Source organism: Cellulosimicrobium sp. NPDC030954 (assembly GCF_055571305.1).
Window position 1 is genome coordinate 194,376 of sequence record NZ_JBVIFN010000006.1, and the last position, 18,016, is coordinate 212,391.

Annotated in this window: 15 protein-coding genes; 6 read left to right on the forward strand and 9 right to left on the reverse strand. The window is 70.5% G+C overall.

Annotated features, from left to right (window positions below; translation table 11 throughout):
• Positions 1-370: 370 nt before the first annotated feature.
• From ACZ402_RS13840 to rpmH, 8 genes are all read right to left on the reverse strand, one after another.
• On the reverse strand, positions 371-1,744 hold the full coding sequence (locus ACZ402_RS13840; RefSeq protein ID WP_375823244.1) for a ParB/RepB/Spo0J family partition protein: 1,374 nt from the start codon (positions 1,742-1,744) through the stop codon (positions 371-373).
• The gene (locus tag ACZ402_RS13845; protein ID WP_375823243.1) at positions 1,741-2,802 is read right to left on the reverse strand and encodes a ParA family protein; all 1,062 of its coding nucleotides are present in this window, start codon (positions 2,800-2,802) and stop codon (positions 1,741-1,743) included. The genes ACZ402_RS13840 and ACZ402_RS13845 overlap by 4 nt, the downstream gene beginning before the upstream one ends.
• Before the next feature lie 237 nt (positions 2,803-3,039).
• Complete coding sequence (gene rsmG / locus ACZ402_RS13850; RefSeq protein ID WP_375823242.1) at positions 3,040-3,837, reverse strand: 16S rRNA (guanine(527)-N(7))-methyltransferase RsmG; 798 nt, start codon at positions 3,835-3,837, stop codon at positions 3,040-3,042.
• Between the two features lie 212 nt (positions 3,838-4,049).
• Complete coding sequence (locus ACZ402_RS13855; RefSeq protein ID WP_375823241.1) at positions 4,050-4,577, reverse strand: Jag family protein; 528 nt, start codon at positions 4,575-4,577, stop codon at positions 4,050-4,052.
• A gap of 38 nt (positions 4,578-4,615) precedes the next feature.
• Positions 4,616-5,713, reverse strand: a complete 1,098-nt coding sequence (gene yidC, locus ACZ402_RS13860; RefSeq protein ID WP_375823240.1) for a membrane protein insertase YidC — start codon at positions 5,711-5,713, stop codon at positions 4,616-4,618.
• Between the two features lie 60 nt (positions 5,714-5,773).
• Entirely contained in the window at positions 5,774-6,106 is a 333-nt protein-coding gene (gene yidD / locus ACZ402_RS13865) for a membrane protein insertion efficiency factor YidD (protein WP_375823239.1), read from the reverse strand.
• A complete protein-coding gene (gene rnpA / locus ACZ402_RS13870) occupies positions 6,103-6,471 on the reverse strand; it encodes a ribonuclease P protein component (protein WP_375823238.1) in 369 nt (122 codons plus the stop codon). The genes yidD and rnpA overlap by 4 nt, the downstream gene beginning before the upstream one ends.
• Before the next feature lie 6 nt (positions 6,472-6,477).
• Positions 6,478-6,615 carry a 50S ribosomal protein L34 gene (gene rpmH / locus ACZ402_RS13875; RefSeq protein WP_034225701.1) on the reverse strand — a complete coding sequence of 46 codons (138 nt, stop codon included), beginning with the start codon at positions 6,613-6,615 and terminating at the stop codon, positions 6,478-6,480.
• 545 nt (positions 6,616-7,160) lie between these two features.
• On the opposite strand from rpmH, the gene dnaA reads away from it, so the two are divergent.
• The 5 genes from dnaA to ACZ402_RS13900 all read left to right on the forward strand — a co-directional run bounded on the left by dnaA (position 7,161) and on the right by ACZ402_RS13900 (position 13,635).
• Complete coding sequence (dnaA, locus tag ACZ402_RS13880) at positions 7,161-8,579, forward strand: chromosomal replication initiator protein DnaA (protein WP_253051590.1); 1,419 nt, start codon at positions 7,161-7,163, stop codon at positions 8,577-8,579.
• Positions 8,580-9,606: 1,027 nt separating this feature from the next.
• Positions 9,607-10,737, forward strand: coding sequence for a DNA polymerase III subunit beta (gene dnaN / locus ACZ402_RS13885; protein WP_375823237.1), 1,131 nt, complete (start codon positions 9,607-9,609; stop codon positions 10,735-10,737).
• A gap of 61 nt (positions 10,738-10,798) precedes the next feature.
• On the forward strand, positions 10,799-11,704 hold the full coding sequence (gene gnd, locus ACZ402_RS13890; RefSeq protein ID WP_375823236.1) for a phosphogluconate dehydrogenase (NAD(+)-dependent, decarboxylating): 906 nt from the start codon (positions 10,799-10,801) through the stop codon (positions 11,702-11,704).
• Between the two features lie 31 nt (positions 11,705-11,735).
• Complete coding sequence (recF, locus tag ACZ402_RS13895; RefSeq protein WP_375823235.1) at positions 11,736-13,046, forward strand: DNA replication/repair protein RecF; 1,311 nt, start codon at positions 11,736-11,738, stop codon at positions 13,044-13,046.
• Positions 13,047-13,134: 88 nt separating this feature from the next.
• Positions 13,135-13,635, forward strand: a complete 501-nt coding sequence (locus tag ACZ402_RS13900) for a DciA family protein (RefSeq protein ID WP_375823488.1) — start codon at positions 13,135-13,137, stop codon at positions 13,633-13,635.
• A gap of 134 nt (positions 13,636-13,769) precedes the next feature.
• Here the strand turns inward: ACZ402_RS13900 and ACZ402_RS13905 are convergent, their stop codons facing one another.
• On the reverse strand, positions 13,770-15,284 hold the full coding sequence (locus ACZ402_RS13905; protein WP_375823234.1) for a hypothetical protein: 1,515 nt from the start codon (positions 15,282-15,284) through the stop codon (positions 13,770-13,772).
• 573 nt (positions 15,285-15,857) lie between these two features.
• Here ACZ402_RS13905 and gyrB point away from each other — a divergent pair.
• Complete coding sequence (gene gyrB, locus ACZ402_RS13910) at positions 15,858-17,930, forward strand: DNA topoisomerase (ATP-hydrolyzing) subunit B (RefSeq protein ID WP_375823487.1); 2,073 nt, start codon at positions 15,858-15,860, stop codon at positions 17,928-17,930.
• Positions 17,931-18,016: the final 86 nt, after the last annotated feature.

Below are 18,016 nucleotides of genomic sequence, written 5' to 3' on the forward strand. Positions count from 1 at the left end.
GCGTGGGCGAACCCGCTAGCCCCGCTCGCGCCCGGCGCGCGGAGTCCGCACCCGACCGGGAGCGGCGATACAAGGCCGGGACAGCCGCTGGCACGTCAAGCGGCGTGCGACAGTCCCGGCCTGGGTATCCGGCGCCGGGCTTGGGCGACCCGCTCGCGGCTCCCGCGTCCGACGTGCGGGCTCCGCACCCGACCGAGGACCGCGATGCAAGGCCGGGACTTCCGCTCACACTTCACGCACCGTGTGACAGTCCCGGCGTGGGTACTGGGCGCCGCGAGCCGCGGCGCGGCTGGACCGGTCCCGGTCCCTCCTAGCCCCGGCCCGAGCCCGAGCCCGAGCCCCAGCCCCAGCCCCCGCGACACTCCCCCGACTACTTGCGCAGAAGGCCCGGGTCGTTCGGTGCCATCACGTCCAGGATTCGGTTGAGGTCCTCGACCGACGCGAACTCCACCGTCAGGCGCCCCTTGTTCTTGCCGAGGTCGACCTTGACCCGCGTCTCGAAGCGGTCCGAGAGCCGATGAGCGAGCTCGTCGATCGCGGCGGAGCGCTGACCCGCCCGCGGAGCGCGCGGAGCGCGACGCTGCCCGTCGAGTCCACCCATCGCGACGATCTCCTCCGTCGCACGCACCGAGAGCCCTTCGGCGACGATGCGCTGGGCGAGGCGTTCGATCTCAGCTCCGTCGGTCAGACCCAGGAGCGCGCGGGCATGGCCAGCAGAGAGGACACCTGCCGCGACGCGACGCTGCACGAGCGGCGGGAGACGCAGAAGTCGCAGCGTGTTCGAGATCTGAGGACGGCTGCGGGAGATCCGCTCAGCGAGCTCCTCGTGGGTGCACCCGAAGTCGTCGAGGAGCTGGCGGTACGCCGCTGCCTCTTCCAGGGGATTGAGGGCACTGCGGTGCAGGTTCTCGAGGAGCGCGTCGCGCAGCAGGTCGGCATCATCCGTCTCGCGGATGATCGCGGGGATCACGTCCAGTCCGGCCGCCTGCGTCGCGCGCCACCGCCGCTCGCCCATGATCAGCTCGAAAGAACCGTCCTCGCCCGGGACGGGCCTGACGACGATCGGCTGAAGGACGCCGATCTCACGGATCGAGCCCACCAGCTCGTCGAGGTCGCCTTCGTCGAACACCGTGCGCGGCTGACGGGGGTTCGGACGGATCGACGCCGTCGGAATCTCGGCGAAGCGTGCACCGGGGACCGGAACGAGGTCGTCCGCTGCGCTCCCCGTCCACTCCTCGGAAGCGGTGGTCACGTCGCCCGAGAGGACGTCCGACGTCGCGTCACCAGCGGCGAGTCCGGTCGTCCCATCACGCTTCCCCGTCTCAGGCGCGGTTTCACGTGAAACAGCGTCAGGAGTCACCTCATCGCGCGCCGCCGTACCGTCGTTGCCCTCCTGCGGCGCGGCAGGCGAACCTCCGACCTCCGAGCCGCCCAGCGGTGCGGACTCCACGCTCAACGCGTCCAGCTCGGCGAGGTCGCGGGCCGAGAGCGACGTCAAGGAGTCGACGTCGGCCGGCCCTGAACCAGACTCGGCAACCAGGGTCACGACGGGAGCGACGACCTCGGTGCTCTCCACCGCGCCCGGCTCGTCCGCCGCGGCTGCACCGTCGCCCGATACGTCATCGGTCCGCGGCTCGTCCGACGCAGGGCTCGGGAAGAACACGTCAACGGGACGCTTCCCCTCCGAGCTCGTCGGGATGAGTGCCCCAAGCCCTCGACCGAGCCCCCGACGCTTCTCGCTCATCGCAGTTCCTCCTGCCGCAGGCCGGGACCACCGATGGTGCCGGCAAACTCGTGTTCCGTTCGAACCGTCCGGCTCTCACTACCGGGCGCGGCGGTGAGACCCTGCTCCCGCTTCGGCTCCTGCTCAGGGACCGCATCGAGATCGGGATCCTCTGGCCTGTTCGCACCGCGTTGCGTGAGCTCACGCGCAGCCTCGAGGTACGCGAGCGCGCCCGTCGATCCAGGATCGTAGGTCATCACCGTCTGTCCGTGACTCGGCGCTTCAGAGATGCGTACCGAGCGCGGAACGGTCGTCCTCAGCGTCTGGTCGGGGAAGTGCTCCCGGACCTCGGCAGCCACCTGCTGCGCAAGGTTGGTGCGACCGTCGTACATCGTGAGAAGGATCGTCGAGACGTGGAGGCCGGGATTGAGGTGCGACTTGATGAGCTCGATCGTCTTCAGGAGCTGGCTCAGTCCTTCCAGCGCGTAGTACTCGCACTGGATTGGGATGAGCACCTCCCGACCGACCACGAAGGCATTCACCGTGAGCAAGCCGAGGCTCGGAGGGCAGTCCACCAGGACGTAGTCGATAGGTTCCTGGCCGTCACGCTCTCGTCCCGCCAGGTATTCATCGAGTGCGCGTCGAAGCCGTGTTTCACGTGAAACCAGCGAGACGAGCTCGATCTCGGCTCCGGAGAGATCGATCGTCGCCGGAACGCACCACAGCGTCGGGATGTCGGGGCACTGCTGGACGGCGCTGGCCAACGGGTCACCGTCGACGAGGACCTCGTAGACCGACGGTGTCCCGGCGCGGTGCTCGACTCCGAGCGCCGTCGAGGCATTTCCCTGGGGGTCGTTGTCGATGACGAGCACGTTGAGTCCCGCCAGCGCGAGCCCCGCGGCAAGATTGACGGTCGTGGTGGTCTTCCCCACCCCGCCCTTCTGGTTCGCGACCGTGATGATGCGCGTCGATGCAGGGCGGGGGAAACGCCGGCCCTGGAGGTCGATGCGACGCCGGGCATCCTCGGCGAGCTGAGCGGCGAGGGGAGTCGAGTCGTCCGTGATCGGCAGGCTCGCCATGAGCGCTGCTCTCCGATCGTCCTCACTCCCGGAGCTCCGAGCCCCTCCCCCGTCGTGGGAGAGCGACGTCGCCGACCGATCCTGAAGCTCTCCAGGGTCGACAGGGCTTTCCGTCACGCGTCTCATCCTCTCCGTCGTCGCTTCCCAGCATGCGCCGTCCGATCCACTCATCCGTGGAGGTCGGGCGCTGGTCGTCCCCGTGTCGCCACACAGCGGTGGCGACGCCCAGGGACGGGTTCAGCGTGCCCCAGTCTGCCGCACGATCCGCACGGCAGTCGTGGTCTCCACACCCGGGATCGTCGGCGCGTCGACGATCTCGGGCTCGCCCCCCTTGAGCCGGCGCAGCACCTTGCGGGCAGGGTCGATCTCTCGGGCAACGTTGCGGCCCTTCAGGACGATCATCTCGCCACCCGGTCGGACGAGCGGCAACGACAGCCGGACCAGCTTGTCCAGCGCGGCCACGGCGCGCGACGTCACGGCGTCGCACTCGAACGCTCCGTGGTACTCCTCGGCGCGCCCCCGCTTCACCTCGATGTTCGCGAGGTTCAGGTCCGATGCGATCTCCGACAGCCAGGCGCACCGCCGCTCCATCGGCTCGACCAGGTAGACGGTGGCGTCTGGACGCATCGCCGCGATCACGACCCCGGGAAGGCCCGCGCCCGACCCGATGTCCGCGATCACGCCGGTCTTCGGGAGGAACGGGACCACCGCGGCGGAGTTGAGGATGTGCCGGTCCCAGATGCGAGGGACCTCGCGCGGCCCGATGAGTCCGCGCAGCTCGCCCTCGTCGCGCAGGCGGTCCGCGAACCGTTCGACGGTCGGGAACGCCGCACCGAAGTACTCGGCCAACGCCTCCCGTGAGATCTCCGGTTCTACGTTGCCGTCAGCCTGGTCGTGCATCGGCTCTTCTGCCTCCTCGTCAATGGGCACGCCACATCGTTTCACGTGAAACGCCTGGCGGCGTGTCCGATCAGCACGTGATCCTCCTCGCCCCGTGAGGTCGGCCAGACGCTGAGTTCCACCGACGTCGACCACCGGGGATCCGCGACGCGCACATTGCGGCGACCGAAGAGACTCACCTGGTCAGCACCGCCCGACGCGCACACGAGCGAGCATCACCGACGGACCCGCGCCCCGTTCGTGACAGCCCTCCTGGATGGACACCGTCAGCGTGCTGTCCCCCTAACGACGGTCGCCCCCCGTTTCACGTGAAACGGGGGGCGACGGTCGTCAAACGGGAGACTGTGTCAGTCCGCGGGATAGATCACCACGTAGCGCTGGGGCTCGACCCCCTCGGAGTCGCTGCGCAGGCCGGCGGCGGCCACCGCGTCGTGGATCACCTTGCGCTCGAACGCGTTGAGCGGTTCCAACGAGACCTTCGCCCCACCCGACTGGACACGCGAGATGGCCTCCTCGGCCTGTGCGGTCAGCTCACGCCGACGGTCGGCGCGGAACCCCGCGACGTCGAGCATCAGTCGACTCCGCTCCCCGGTGCGGGCCTGGACGGCCAGGCGAGTCAGCTCCTGGAGCGCGTCGAGGACGTCCCCACCGTCGCCCACGAGCGAACGCAGCGCCGCAGGGTCGTCGGCGACGATCTCGACCGCCGCGCGGTCGTGCTCGACGTCGATGTCGATGTCGCCGTCGAGGTCGGCGATGTCGAGCAGCTCCTCGAGGTAGTCCGCCGCGATCTCACCCTCCTCCTCCAGGCTGGTGGTCTCGCGCGTCGACTCGTCGGTGGCGGCCTCTTCGGGCGCGGGGGTCTCGGTAGGCGTCATGACGGTGCTCCTCACGGCGGGCGCGCTCGGGCGCGGGTCTACTTCTGCTTCTTCTTCTTGGGCGCGGGCTTCGACGTCGTGGGAGACGACGACCCCTTCGCACCGTGGTCCGTCACAGGGCCGTCCTCAGCCACGGGCGCGTCCTCCACCGGTGAGTTCGCAGAGCCCGTGTCAGACGACGTCCCTGCAGGGCGCACCGGGGCGGCGCCCTTCTGGCGGTCCTTGCGCTTCGGCTGCTGACGCTGGCCACGCGGCTGCTCGATCACGGGCGTCGCATCCTCGACGATGCCCTTCGCCGCACGCTTGCGGGCCTGACGCTCCTTGAGAAGGCGCTCGGCCTCGGAGCCCGGCGCGGGCATGCGCCGGATCGTGTAGAACTGCTGCCCCATCGACCAGAGGTTCGTCGTCGTCCAGTAGACGAGCACGCCGACCGGGAAGTTGACGCCCGAGACCGCGAAGATGAACGGGAAGACGTAGAGCATCATCTTCTGCGTCGACGCCATCGGACCCTCGAGAGCGGCCTTCGGCATGTTCTTCATCGTGAGCTGGCGCTGCGTGAAGAACGTCGTGGCGCACATGGCGACGATGAGAACGGCGATGACGATCTTGGTCTGCAGGTCGTCGGTCCGCAGGAAGACGTCGGAGAGCTGGGCCCCGAACACCGACGAGCTCTCGATGTCGCTCGCGACCGCGGAGTTGATCGGACCGATCGGGTCATCCGTGCCGTTCGAGATCGGCACCAGCCCGTTCAGCACGCGGAAGAGCGCGAAGAAGATCGGCGACTGCAGCAGGATCGGCATGCACGACGCGAACGGGTTCGTCCCGTGCTTGCGGTACAGGTCCATGGTCTCGCGGCTCATGGCCTCGCGAGACGCCGGGTCCGTCTTCCCCTTGTACTTCTTCTGGATCGCCTGCATCTCGGGCTGCAGCATCTGCATGCCCCGCGAGGCCTTGATCTGCTTGAAGAACAGCGGGATCAGCAGGATGCGGATGATGATGACCAGGCCGACGATCGACAGCACCCATGCCGGACCGGGACCGTCGGAGAACCCCAGGTACGTCAGGCCCTGGTGGCACAAGTACATGATCCAGGCGACTACCCACTCGATGGGGTAAAGGATCGCGAAGAAGTCCATCCGTGACTGCTCCCTCAACTTCGGACAAAGCTTGTGAATCGCCCGTGGTCGGGCTGCGGTCTAGTGCGTGTGTCGTGCCGGCGGAACGTCGTCGACCCCACCGAGGCTCCAGGGGTTGCAGCGCAGCAGCCGCCAGAGGGCGAGGCCCGTTCCGCGCAGGGCGCCGTGACGACGCACCGCCGTGAGGGCGTACTGGGAGCAGGACGGGTAGTACTTGCACGTGGGACCCGTCATCGGGGAGATCACCGACTGGTAGGCCCGGATCATGCCGATGAGGGTGAGCGCCGGGACACGACGCAGCACGGCGACGACGCGACGCACGATGCCGGGAGCTCCGCCGGTGTCCTCGGGGGACTCCGCGCCGGGAGCGTCGACCGGGTGCGTGGTCGTCATCGATCCACGCCCGAGCGTTCGTGGAGACGCCGGACAGCGCGCTCGAGCCCGCTGTCGAGGTCGGCGCTCAGGGCGTCGAAGGACGCCACCGCCGAGGCGGGAAGCGCTCGGACGACGGCGCGGCCGTGCGCGGGCAGCGCGTCGAGGCGCGCCGCGGTCGCGGCACGCAGGCGACGCTTCACGAGGTTGCGGTGCACCGCGTTCCCCACTGCCTTGGAGACGACGAAGCCGACCTGTGGATGCGCGTCCCCCTCGAGATCCTCCGAGAGGTGCACGACCACGGTCGACCTACCCGCACGCACGCCGCGGCGCACCGCCCGCTCGAAATCGACGGAACGGCGCAGTCGGTGCGCCGCGGGGAGCACGTGGTATCAGGCAGAGAGCTCGGTGCGGCCCTTGCGACGGCGGGCAGCCAGGATGGCGCGGCCGGCACGGGTCCGCATGCGCAGCCGGAAGCCGTGGGTCTTCGCCCGGCGCCGGTTGTTCGGCTGGAAGGTCCGCTTGCTCACGAGGTACTCCAAGAACGTCGGGGAGGTACACCGTCTATGTCCTCGACGATGCAGTGACAGGTCCCGGTTGGAGCCTGTCGGTGGTTCAGGTGGTGCATCGTGCGGTCGCCCGCACGCACGCCGTCCAGGCACGCAGATCGAGTGGGCCATTGCTGGGGGCACCGGATCCTTGCAGGCAGCTCACGACGCGAGGCCTCGTGTCGAGTCTCCTCCACGCGGGCGCGCCAAGAACACCTGGAACGGCTGTCTGACGTTACGCTGCGCGACCCCCCCGGGTCAAACCAGGAGACGTGAGATACGCCGCGGCGCGGGTGCCGCGTCGTCGCGCTCCCCACGGCACCCCGCGGGGCCTGAGAGCATCCCCACCCTACAACCCACAGCCTGTGGACAACTATGTGGACGAGGGGTTCCCATGGCACGATCGACCTCAGCATCACCACACCCGTGACCTTCCTTCGTCGGCGCACCCTGCCCGGCCCGTCAGCGCGCGCTCGACGGTCGGCTCCACGCGCCGGCGCACGCCCTCGACCTGTGAGGAACTGCCCGTGGCCAACCCGGACGAGAACATCGCCGACGTCTGGGTGCAGACCCTGAGCATCCTCGAGGCGAGCCCGGACATCACGCCGCGGCAGATCGCCTTCATCCGCCTCGCCAAGCCGCTCGCGATCCTCGACGACACGGTCTTCATCGCGGTGCCGCACGAGCAGACCCGCACCTATCTCGAGACGCGCGTGCGCGACGAGCTCGTGACGGCGATGTCCTCCTGCCTCGGGCGTGACGTCCGCTTCGGCATCACGGTCGACCCGGAGCTCAGCTCGGACCCGGTCGTCGCGCCCGCATCCCGTCCCGCCGTCGAGCGGCCGTACATCGAGCCGGACGACGGCCTGCCCGACCTGCCGCCCCCTCCTCCGCCCCGGCCGCAGGCCGAGCCGAGCAGGCTCAACCCCAAGTACGTCTTCGAGACGTTCGTCATCGGGTCGTCGAACCGGTTCGCGCACGCCGCTGCCGTGGCTGTGGCCGAGGCACCCGCCAAGGCCTACAACCCGCTGTTCATCTACGGGGACTCGGGCCTCGGCAAGACGCACCTGCTGCACGCGATCGGCCACTACGCGCACAACCTGTACCCCAACGTCCGTGTGCGCTACGTGAACTCCGAGGAGTTCACCAACGACTTCATCAACTCCATCGGCGAGGGCAAGGCCGGCGCGTTCCAGCGCCGCTACCGGGACGTCGACGTCCTTCTCATCGACGACATCCAGTTCCTCCAGGGCAAGGAACAGACGATGGAGGAGTTCTTCCACACGTTCAACGCCCTCCACAACGCCAACAAGCAGGTCGTCATCACGTCCGACCTCCCGCCGAAGCAGCTCAACGGGTTCGAGGACCGGCTCCGTTCCCGGTTCGAGTGGGGGCTCATCACCGACGTCCAGCCGCCGGACCTCGAGACGCGAATCGCGATCCTCCGGAAGAAGGCGTCGAGCGAGCGCCTCGCAGCCCCGGACGACGTGCTCTCCTACATCGGGTCTCGCATCTCGACGAACATCCGCGAGCTCGAGGGCGCGCTGATCCGGGTGACCGCCTTCGCGAACCTGAACCGCCAGCAGGTGGACCTCCCGCTCGCGGAGATCGTCCTCAAGGACCTCATCACCGACGAGGACAGCGCCGAGATCACCCCCGCCGCGATCATCGCGCAGACGGCCGCATACTTCGGCCTGACGATCGACGACCTCTGCGGGAGCTCGCGCTCGCGCGTCCTGGTCACCGCGCGCCAGATCGCCATGTACCTGTGCCGCGAGCTGACCGACCTGTCGCTGCCCAAGATCGGCCAGCAGTTCGGCGGGCGCGACCACACGACGGTCATGCACGCGAACCGCAAGATCACCGAGCAGATGGCCGAGCGACGGTCCACCTACAACCAGGTCACCGAGCTGACGAGCAGGATCAAGCAGCAGCACCGGGGCTGAGACGCGACGACGTGCCGGACCACGCACCCCCACCGTCGCGGGACGTGGTCGCACCGCTCGGGGGCGCCAGCTCGCCGTCGCCCCCGACGATCCACACAGATCCACAGAGATGCCCACCGGGGTGCATCATCCTGTGGATACTGCCCTCTCGAACGCCATCGCGACGCGCACGATCCCCTGTTCACACCTTCGTACACAACGTGTGGGCCGAGTTGTCCACAGTCATCCACAGGCCATCTGTGAGTTGTGACATCGGCGTGATCTTGGGATCCTCGATCGACCACAGGGACCTACGACGCTCCACGATCGGCGCAGTATCGAGCGTTTTCCCCGGTCCGACTGTGGAAACGGTGCGTCGTACACAGTCTGTGGACGGCACTCGGAGGCCCCCGCTGTGCACGCTTCTGTGGATAACTGTGGACGACGGGCCCTACGGTGTGGACGACGGGGCACCGATCGGTGGACGGCGTGTGGGGACAGATCGGTCGCCCACAGGCCGTGCGACTTTCCCACAGCGGGACCACCGGTTCGTCCACACGCATTTTTCCCGTCTGACCTGCAGAGACACCCGTTTTCCACGCATTCCACAACCCCTATGACGACGACGAAGGTGTGATCTAGGGGGAATTCCACACGCCTTCATCAGGCTCCGGCGGCCGACCCGCACCCCCGCCCAGCCACCATCCCGACCACCGTCCCGACCACGATGCCGTACCCACCGAACGACAGCCATCGACGAGGAGACGGGAAGCACCGGTCGCACGAGCCGACGCCGTGACGCGATCGATGCACAGGACCGTCCCCAGGAGCGTCGTTCCAGTTCCTCCGGACCGGCTCCTCGCGTAGGGTTCATGCACGACACGTGTGCGCGGACCTGCGACCCGAGCTCCCCGCGTCCACCGCCCACGGGCCTCCCGCGAGCGGCCAGGACGCGCTCGGCCCGACGACGGTCCGGGCGCCGAGGCGCGGCCGGACGGCACATGTGAAGATCGAGTCCGATCAGGACGTTGGGACGAGAGGGTGTGGGATGAAGTTCCGGGTTGAGCGTGATGTCCTGGCCGACGCGGTGACCTGGACGGCGCGGACCCTGCCGACCCGCCCACCTGCCCCGGTGCTCGCGGGCGTGCGGCTCGAGGCGGACGCGTCCGGGACGATCGGCCTGTCGAGCTTCGACTACGAGGTCTCCGCCCGCTCGGAGATCCCCGCCGAGGTGAGCGAGCCCGGCACGGTGCTCGTGTCCGGCCGGCTGCTCGCCGAGATCTCCCGCGCGCTCCCGGCGAAGCCGGTCGACGTCGTCCTCGAGGGCAACAAGGTGACGGTGACGTGCGGCGCGAGCCGCTTCACGCTCCTCACCATGCCTGTGGACGAGTACCCGGCCCTGCCCGCCATGCCCGAGCTCTCCGGCACGGTCTCCGGCGACGAGCTGACGAACGCCGTCGCGCAGGTCACGGTGGCGGCGAGCCGCGACGACACGCTCCCGCTCCTCACCGGCGTGCGGGTGGAGATCGAGGGTGAGAAGATCACGCTCCTCGCTACGGACCGCTACCGTCTGGCGCTCCGCGAGCTCACGTGGACCCCCGTCACCCCCAGCTACTCGGCGGTCGCCCTCGTCCGCGCCCGCACGCTCAACGACGTGGCCAAGTCCCTCGGCAGCTCGGGCCTCGTGAACGTCGGCCTGAACACCGGCACCGGGGTGGACCTCATCGGCTTCGAGGCCGGCGGCCGCCACACCACGTCGCAGCTCGTCGACGGGGACTACCCGGCCGTCCGCCGGCTGTTCCCCGACGAGACCCCGATCCACGCGGTCGTCCCGACGGCCCCGCTCATCGACGCGGCCAAGCGCGTGTCGCTCGTCGCCGAGCGGAACACGCCGATCCGGCTGTCGTTCACGGACGGGCAGGTCGTGCTCGACGCGGGCCAGGGGGACGACGCCCAGGCGTCGGAGGCGCTGGAGGCGGTGCTCGTGGGCGAGGACATCTCGGTGGCCTTCAACCCGCAGTTCCTCCTCGACGGCCTCGGGGCCCTCGGCACGGACTTCGTGCGCCTGAGCTTCACGCACCCGAACAAGCCCGTGGAGTTCACCGGGCAGGACTCGCTGGACGGCGAGGACTCGTCGCACTACCGCTACCTGCTCGTGCCGATCCGCTTCGCGGGCTGACCCGCGAGGACCCCTCTCGCACCACCGCCCCGACCGCATCACCGCACCCCGGAGGACTCGCATGGTCACGCGCATCGGACTCGTCGGCCTCGGCAAGATGGGCAACAACATGCGGGCGCGCATCCGCGCCGCCGGCATCGAGGTGGTGGGCTACGACCCGCGGCCCGAGGTCTCGGACGTCGCGACTCTCGCCGACCTCGTCGCGGCCCTGCCTGACGACGGTCCGCGCGTCGTGTGGGTCATGGTCCCGGCGGGCGAGCCGACCCGGAGCGTGGTGACCGAGCTGGGTGGCCTGCTCGGCGCGGGCGACTTCGTCATCGAGGGCGGCAACTCGTACTACGCCGAGGACCAGGCGCGCGCCGCGGAGCTGAGCGAGAAGGGCGTGGGCTACCTGGACGTCGGCGTCTCCGGCGGGGTCTGGGGCCTCGAGAACGGCTACGGACTCATGGTGGGCGGCGACCGCACGCACGTCGAGGTCGCCATGCCGGTCTTCGACGCCCTGCGCCCGGAGGGACCGCGCGAGGAGGGCTTCGTCCACGCGGGCGAGGTCGGCGCCGGGCACTTCGCGAAGATGGTCCACAACGGCATCGAGTACGGCCTCATGCAGGCGTACGCGGAGGGCTACGAGCTCCTCGCCGCGAAGGGCGAGCTCGTCAAGGACGTGCACGGCACGATGAAGGCGTGGACGCGCGGCACGGTCGTGCGGTCCTGGCTCCTCGACCTCTTCGTGAAGGCGCTCGAGGAGGACCCGCAGCTCGCGGCGATCGACGACTGGGTCGACGACTCGGGCGAGGGCCGCTGGACGGTCGACGAGGCGATCGACAACGCCGTGCCGCTGCCCGTCATCTCGGCGGCGCTGTTCGCGCGCTTCGCCTCGCGCCAGGAGCAGTCCCCGGCGCTCAAGGCCGTCGCGGCGCTGCGCCAGCAGTTCGGCGGGCACGCCGTGAAGGCCGCCGACCCGGCCTGACCGGTCGGCCGTCCCCCGGCACGTCCTCGCGATGTACGTCTCCCACCTGTCCCTCGTCGACTTCCGCTCCTACGAGTCCGTCGACGTCGAGCTCGCCCCGGGCGTGAACGCCCTCGTCGGGCAGAACGGCCAGGGCAAGACGAACCTCGTCGAGGCGATCGGGTACGTGGCGACGCTCGCGAGCCACCGGGTCGCCGGGGACGCGGCGCTCGTCCGCGCCGGCGCCCCGCGCGCCGTCGTGCGGACGCGGGTCGTCCGGGGCGACCGGGCGAGCACCGTCGAGCTGGAGATCGCCTCCGGCCGCGCGAACCGGGCGCGCATCAACCGGTCCCCCGCGAAGCGGCCGCGCGACGTCCTCGGCATCGTGCGGACCGTCCTCTTCGCGCCGGAGGACCTCGCGCTCGTCAAGGGCGACCCCGACGGTCGTCGCCGGTTCCTCGACCAGCTCGCCGTGCTCCTCGTCCCCCGGGTCGCCGCCCTCCTCGCGGACTACGAGCGCGTGCTGCGTCAGCGCGGGGCGCTCCTCAAGTCCGCGACCGCGCTCCGGGGTCGCGGCCGCGGGGCACGCCGTCCCGCGGCCGCGGAGCCACCGCTCGACGACGACGCGCCCGAGGGCGCACCGTCTCCCCTCGCGACGCTCGAGGTCTGGGACGCGCGGCTCGCGAGCCTCGGCGCCGAGATCACGGCGCTGCGCCTCCAGCTCGTGGCGGCCCTGACGCCGTACGTCGCGGAGGCGTACGAGCAGGTCAGCGCGGGGCAGGGCGAGGCGCAGATCGCCTACCGCTCCTCGGTCGAGGAGGCGCTCGACCCGGACGGGACCGTCGGCACCACGCCCGCCCGGGGCGAGCCGGACCGGGACGGCGACGGCCCGACGTCGGGCCTCCCCGACGCGTCGACGCTCGAGGCGCGCATGCTGGATGCCATGCGGGCGGTGCGGGCGAAGGAGATCGAGCGCGGGGTGAACCTCGTCGGGCCCCACCGGGACGACGTCGTCCTCACCCTCGGCGGGCTCCAGGCCAAGGGCTACGCGAGCCACGGCGAGTCGTGGTCGTTCGCCCTCGCGCTGCGCCTCGCGTCGTACCGGCTCCTCCGGGACGGGGCGCCGGCGGGGCTGGACTCCCTCCTGTGGGCGGACCAGTGGGGTCCCGACGGCGAGCCCGTCCTCGTGCTCGACGACGTGTTCGCCGAGCTCGACGTCCGGCGACGCGAGCGGCTGGCCGAGCTCGTCGCGGACGCGGGGCAGGTCATCATCACCGCGGCCGTGCCGGACGACGTCCCCGCCCTCCTGGACGGGGCGCGGTTCGTCGTGCAGGACGGGACGGTGAGCCGTGTCGAACCGTGACGCGGCGCCGGGCGCCGAGCCGTCGGACGCCGTGGAGGACCGGGACGGCGCGGAGCCTCGTGCCACGAGGCTGCCCGTGGGGGACGTCGTGGAGCTCACGCCGCCGGCGGAGGTGGCGCGGCAGGCGCTCAACCGGGCGAAGGCGGCGGCGCGGGCGAAGGGCCTGCGGCCGGGCCAGGAGCCGCGGCGCCGGATCCTCGCCGACCCGCCGACGTCGGGCGCCCGACCAGGTGGCCGCGACCCGCAGCTCCTGGGCGACGTCGTCGCGCGCCTGCTGCGCGAGCGCGACTGGGTCGCCGACGTGTCGGTGGGGGGCGTCGTCGGGCGGTGGCGCGAGGTGGTCGGGGACCAGGTGGCGGACCACTGCGAGCCGGAGACGTTCGAGGACAAGGTGCTCGTCGTCCGGGCGGACTCGACGGCGTGGGCGACGCAGGTGCGCCTGCTCGCACCGCAGCTCCTCGAGCGGCTCGCGCACGAGGTCGGCGAGGGCGTCGTGGAGACGGTCACGGTCCTCGGGCCCGCGGGCCCGAGCTTCCGGCGGGGGAAGAAGTCCGTCCGCGGGCCCGGTCCGCGCGACACCTGGGGCTGAGTGCCCGACGGCGCGTCCTCGCGCCGTCCTGCGGGCCGCGCCGGGGCTCGGGGCGCTCGGACACGACGAGGCCCGCCGTGACCGGGGCACGGCGGGCCTCGCGAGTGGTGACCGGTCAGGTCACCACGTCAGGGTCAGGACTGCACGCGGCGGCGCAGCCAGAACACCAGGACACCGCCGCCGACGAGCAGGGCGGCGAACGCCGCGGCGCCGGCGACGGTCGCGCCGGTCGTGGCGAGCGCGGGGCCCGACGGCGGTGCGGCCGCGTCGACGACGCCGACCGTGCCCGCGGGCGGGTTGGCGCACTCGCTCGTCGCCGGCGGGTAGGAGACGACCGTCGAGTAGGACGGGTTCACCTCGAACAGCACCTCGACGCCGTCACGGGTCCACGCGTAGTTGCCCTCGGTCTCGACGTACGAGCCGTCCTCCGTGAGGAGCCAGCCCGGCCACTGCCGCGGCTCCTGCGCCGAGGCGCCGGGCCACAGGACGCGGCCCGAGAGCGGCTGGTCCGTGACGGTCCAGTTCTCGCCGTCGCCGGGGTTGAGGAACGTGATCGTCAGGGGGTTCTCGTCGTCGACCTCGATGCCCGCGGGGAGCGAGACGGCGTAGCCCAGGTAGGGGACGTCTCCCTCGCACACGGCCGTGATCTCGCCCGCGACCAGGGCACAGTCCTCGGCGGCGGGCTGCAGGGCCGCGATCGGGAAGAGCGCGCTGCCGTCGTCGAGCAGCTGGTACCCGGCCAGGTCGGCACCGAACACGAAGCCCTTCGCCGGCGTCGCGAGCACGCCGTCGGTCCGGACCAGGTAGGTGACCTCGGGGCTGTCCGTGGGCTTCACCGGGACGGCGTCCGCCTCGCAGGACTCGATCGTCGCGGGCGGGACCGGGGCGACGGCGGTCGGCTCGACCTCGTCGTCCACAGGCGCGATGTCGCAGTCCGCGGCTGACGGGAGCGTGACGCCGAACTCGTCCAGCTCCTGGTGCGTCCAGTCGACGAGGTGGCCGTCCATCGAGGAGCCGTCGGGGTACGTGATCTCCTCGGGCATCGTGTAGTCGTCAGGGCCACCGCGGACGAGGTCCTGCTGGATCCCCCAGCCTTCGCACAGGTCCTTCCCGTCGAGCGTGCCCTCGGGCAGCTCCGTGAACCAGTGCTCGCCCGACTTCTGCTCCTCCGGGGAGAGCGTGAGCGTCTTGGTCGTGAGCAGGTCCTGCGGCCCGGAGTTCTCCCAGGCGGCGTCCTTGGAGGCGTCGAGCTTCGGGTAGAGGTAGATCCCGACCTGGACCTCCTGGCCCTGGCCCGGGCACGCGGTCGTCCTGCCGGTGAGGACCTTCGTCCAGCCGTTCCTGCCCTGGGGGTCGTCCCACGCCTTGATGCTGACCTCCCACGAGGTCGCCCGCGTGGGGTCGGGCACGGCGTACGTCCCCGCGAAGGAGCCAGGGAACGTCTGGCTGTCGACCTGCCGGCCGTCGAGGGTGACGGTGACGGTGTTGTCCTTCTTGCCCCGGGCGGAGTACTGGCTGAGGTTCACCGAGAGCTCGGTGCACGTGGCGCGGACGTCGGGCGTGTGGGCGGAGGCGGGGGCCGCGGTGGCCACGAGCAGGCCACCGAGTGCGAGCGCTGTCGCCGCAGCGCTCGCGAGGAGTCTCTTCACGAGGTGAGGGTCCCTTCGGGGTGAGGCCGCCCGCACGCGGATCACTCCTGCGCGGACGACGCGCGAATCATGATGGTGTGTGGTATTAGACCACTTTCCGGGCCAAATGCCGATTCCCGACTTGTGGGAAAGGGAGGGTTCCCACGCCCGTGCCGAGGACGCGGTCCGCCGAGCCCGCTCCAGGCCTCGGGAGCTCGTACGGAGGCATCTCCCCCACCGGTGGACAAAGGCTGTGGACAACTGTGTGGACGAGTCTCGGCGGCGACGTGCGGATCGCGTCGGGAATGCCCGGTCAGCCGTCCCCAGGAGCGCCACAATCCGCGGAATTCGGCTCGTGGCGGGTAGACTGGGGACGTCATTCCGGGTCTGTTCACCACCCGCGCGCGCAGCCCTTCCGAGGAGGTGCGGCCAGCCGTCCACGGCCGGTCGTCCGCCGTGGCGGAGGAGCCGACGTCGACCGTGGTACGGGCCCGGAACCCTTGAGCAGCGGCGACCGCTTCCGCACGAACGCGGGCGCTGCGTGCACGACGACGAGGAGCAGTCCTGCCCGTGGCAGACCACACCGACACCGCCATCTCCGACCCGACGGCGTCCGCGGAGGCGGCACCCTCGGCGGGCGGCGGCTACGACGCGAGCAACATCACCGTCCTCGAGGGCCTCGAGGCGGTCCGCAAGCGTCCGGGCATGTACATCGGCTCGACCGGCGAGCGGGGCCTCCACCACCTTGTGTACGAGATTGTGGATAACTCTGTGGACGAGGCCCTCGCCGGGCACGCGGACACGATCGACGTGACGCTCCTGGCCGACGGCGGCGTCCGCGTCGTCGACAACGGCCGCGGCATCCCCGTCGCGATCCACCCCACCGAGGGCAAGCCGACGCTCGAGGTCGTCATGACGATCCTCCACGCGGGCGGCAAGTTCGGTGGCGGCGGGTACGCCGTCTCCGGGGGTCTGCACGGCGTCGGCATGTCCGTCGTCAACGCGCTGTCGACGCGCATGGTCTCCGAGGTCCGCCGCGACGGGTACTCGTGGCGCCAGGAGTTCACGGAGGGCGGCAACCCGGTGACGCCCGTCGAGCGGCTCGAGCCGTCGGACGAGACGGGGACGACGCAGACCTTCTGGGCCGACCCCGGGATCTTCGAGACCACCGAGTACGACTTCGAGACGCTGAGGGCGCGCTTCCAGCAGATGGCGTTCCTCAACAAGGGGCTGTGCATCACCCTGACGGACGAGCGCCCGGCCCACCTCGACACGGGCGACGAGGTCACGGGCGGCGACGGGCCGGCCGACGCGGACGGCGTCTCGGAGGCGGACGGCACGACGTCGGACCCCACCACCCCCGCGCGCACCGTCACGTACAAGTACGACGGCGGCCTCGTGGACTACGTCACGCACCTCAACGCGGCCAAGAAGGTCGAGCTCGTCCACCCCGACGTCATCGACTTCGAGTCGGAGGACACCGAGAAGCGCATCTCCGTGGAGATCGCGATGCAGTGGACCAGCTCGTACTCCGAGTCCGTCCACACGTACGCGAACACGATCTCCACGACGGAGGGCGGCACGCACGAGGAGGGCTTCCGTGCGGCGATGACCTCGCTGGTCAACCGGTACGCGCGCGACAAGGGCATCCTCAAGGAGAAGGACGACAACCTCACGGGCGACGACATCCGCGAAGGCCTGACCGCCGTCGTCTCCGTCAAGCTCGGCGAGCCGCAGTTCGAGGGCCAGACCAAGACGAAGCTCGGCAACACCGAGGCGAAGACGTTCGTCCAGCGCGTCGTCCACGAGCAGCTCACGGACTGGTTCGACTCGCACCCGAACGAGGGGCGCGACGTCATCCGCAAGGCGATCCAGGCGTCGCAGGCGCGGCTCGCCGCCCGCAAGGCGCGCGAGGCGACCCGGCGCAAGGGCCTGCTGGAGTCGGGCGGCATGCCCGGCAAGCTGCGCGACTGCCAGTCGAACCGCGCCGAGGAGTGCGAGATCTTCATCGTCGAGGGCGACTCCGCCGGTGGCTCCGCCGTCCGCGGTCGCAACCCGCGGACGCAGGCGATCCTCCCGATCCGCGGCAAGATCCTCAACGTCGAGCGCGCGCGCCTCGACCGGGCCCTGTCCAACCAGGAGGTCCAGTCGATCATCACCGCGTTCGGCACGGGCATCGGCGAGGACTTCGACCTCACCAAGCTCCGGTACCACAAGATCGTCCTCATGGCCGACGCCGACGTCGACGGCCAGCACATCGCGACGCTCCTGCTCACGCTGCTCTTCCGGTACATGCGCCCCCTCATCGAGAACGGGCACGTCTACCTCGCGCAGCCGCCGCTGTACCGGCTCAAGTGGTCGAACGCGCCGCACGACTACGTCTACTCGGACAAGGAGCGCGACGCGTTCCTCGCGTCCGGGCAGGCCGCGGGCAAGCGGATCCCCAAGGAGAACGGGATCCAGCGCTACAAGGGTCTGGGCGAGATGGACTACTCGGAGCTGTGGGACACGACCATGGACCCCGAGCACCGCACGCTCAACCAGGTCACCCTGGACGACGCCGCGGCCGCGGACGAGATCTTCTCCGTCCTCATGGGCGAGGACGTCGAGTCGCGCCGCAGCTTCATCCAGCGGAACGCGAAGGACGTGCGGTTCCTTGACATCTGACCAGCCGGTGCCCGCCCCGCGCGGGCGACCGGCCCGCGAACGCGCCCCGGCGGCGCGGACCGCGGCAGGCGACGAGCACAGCGAGC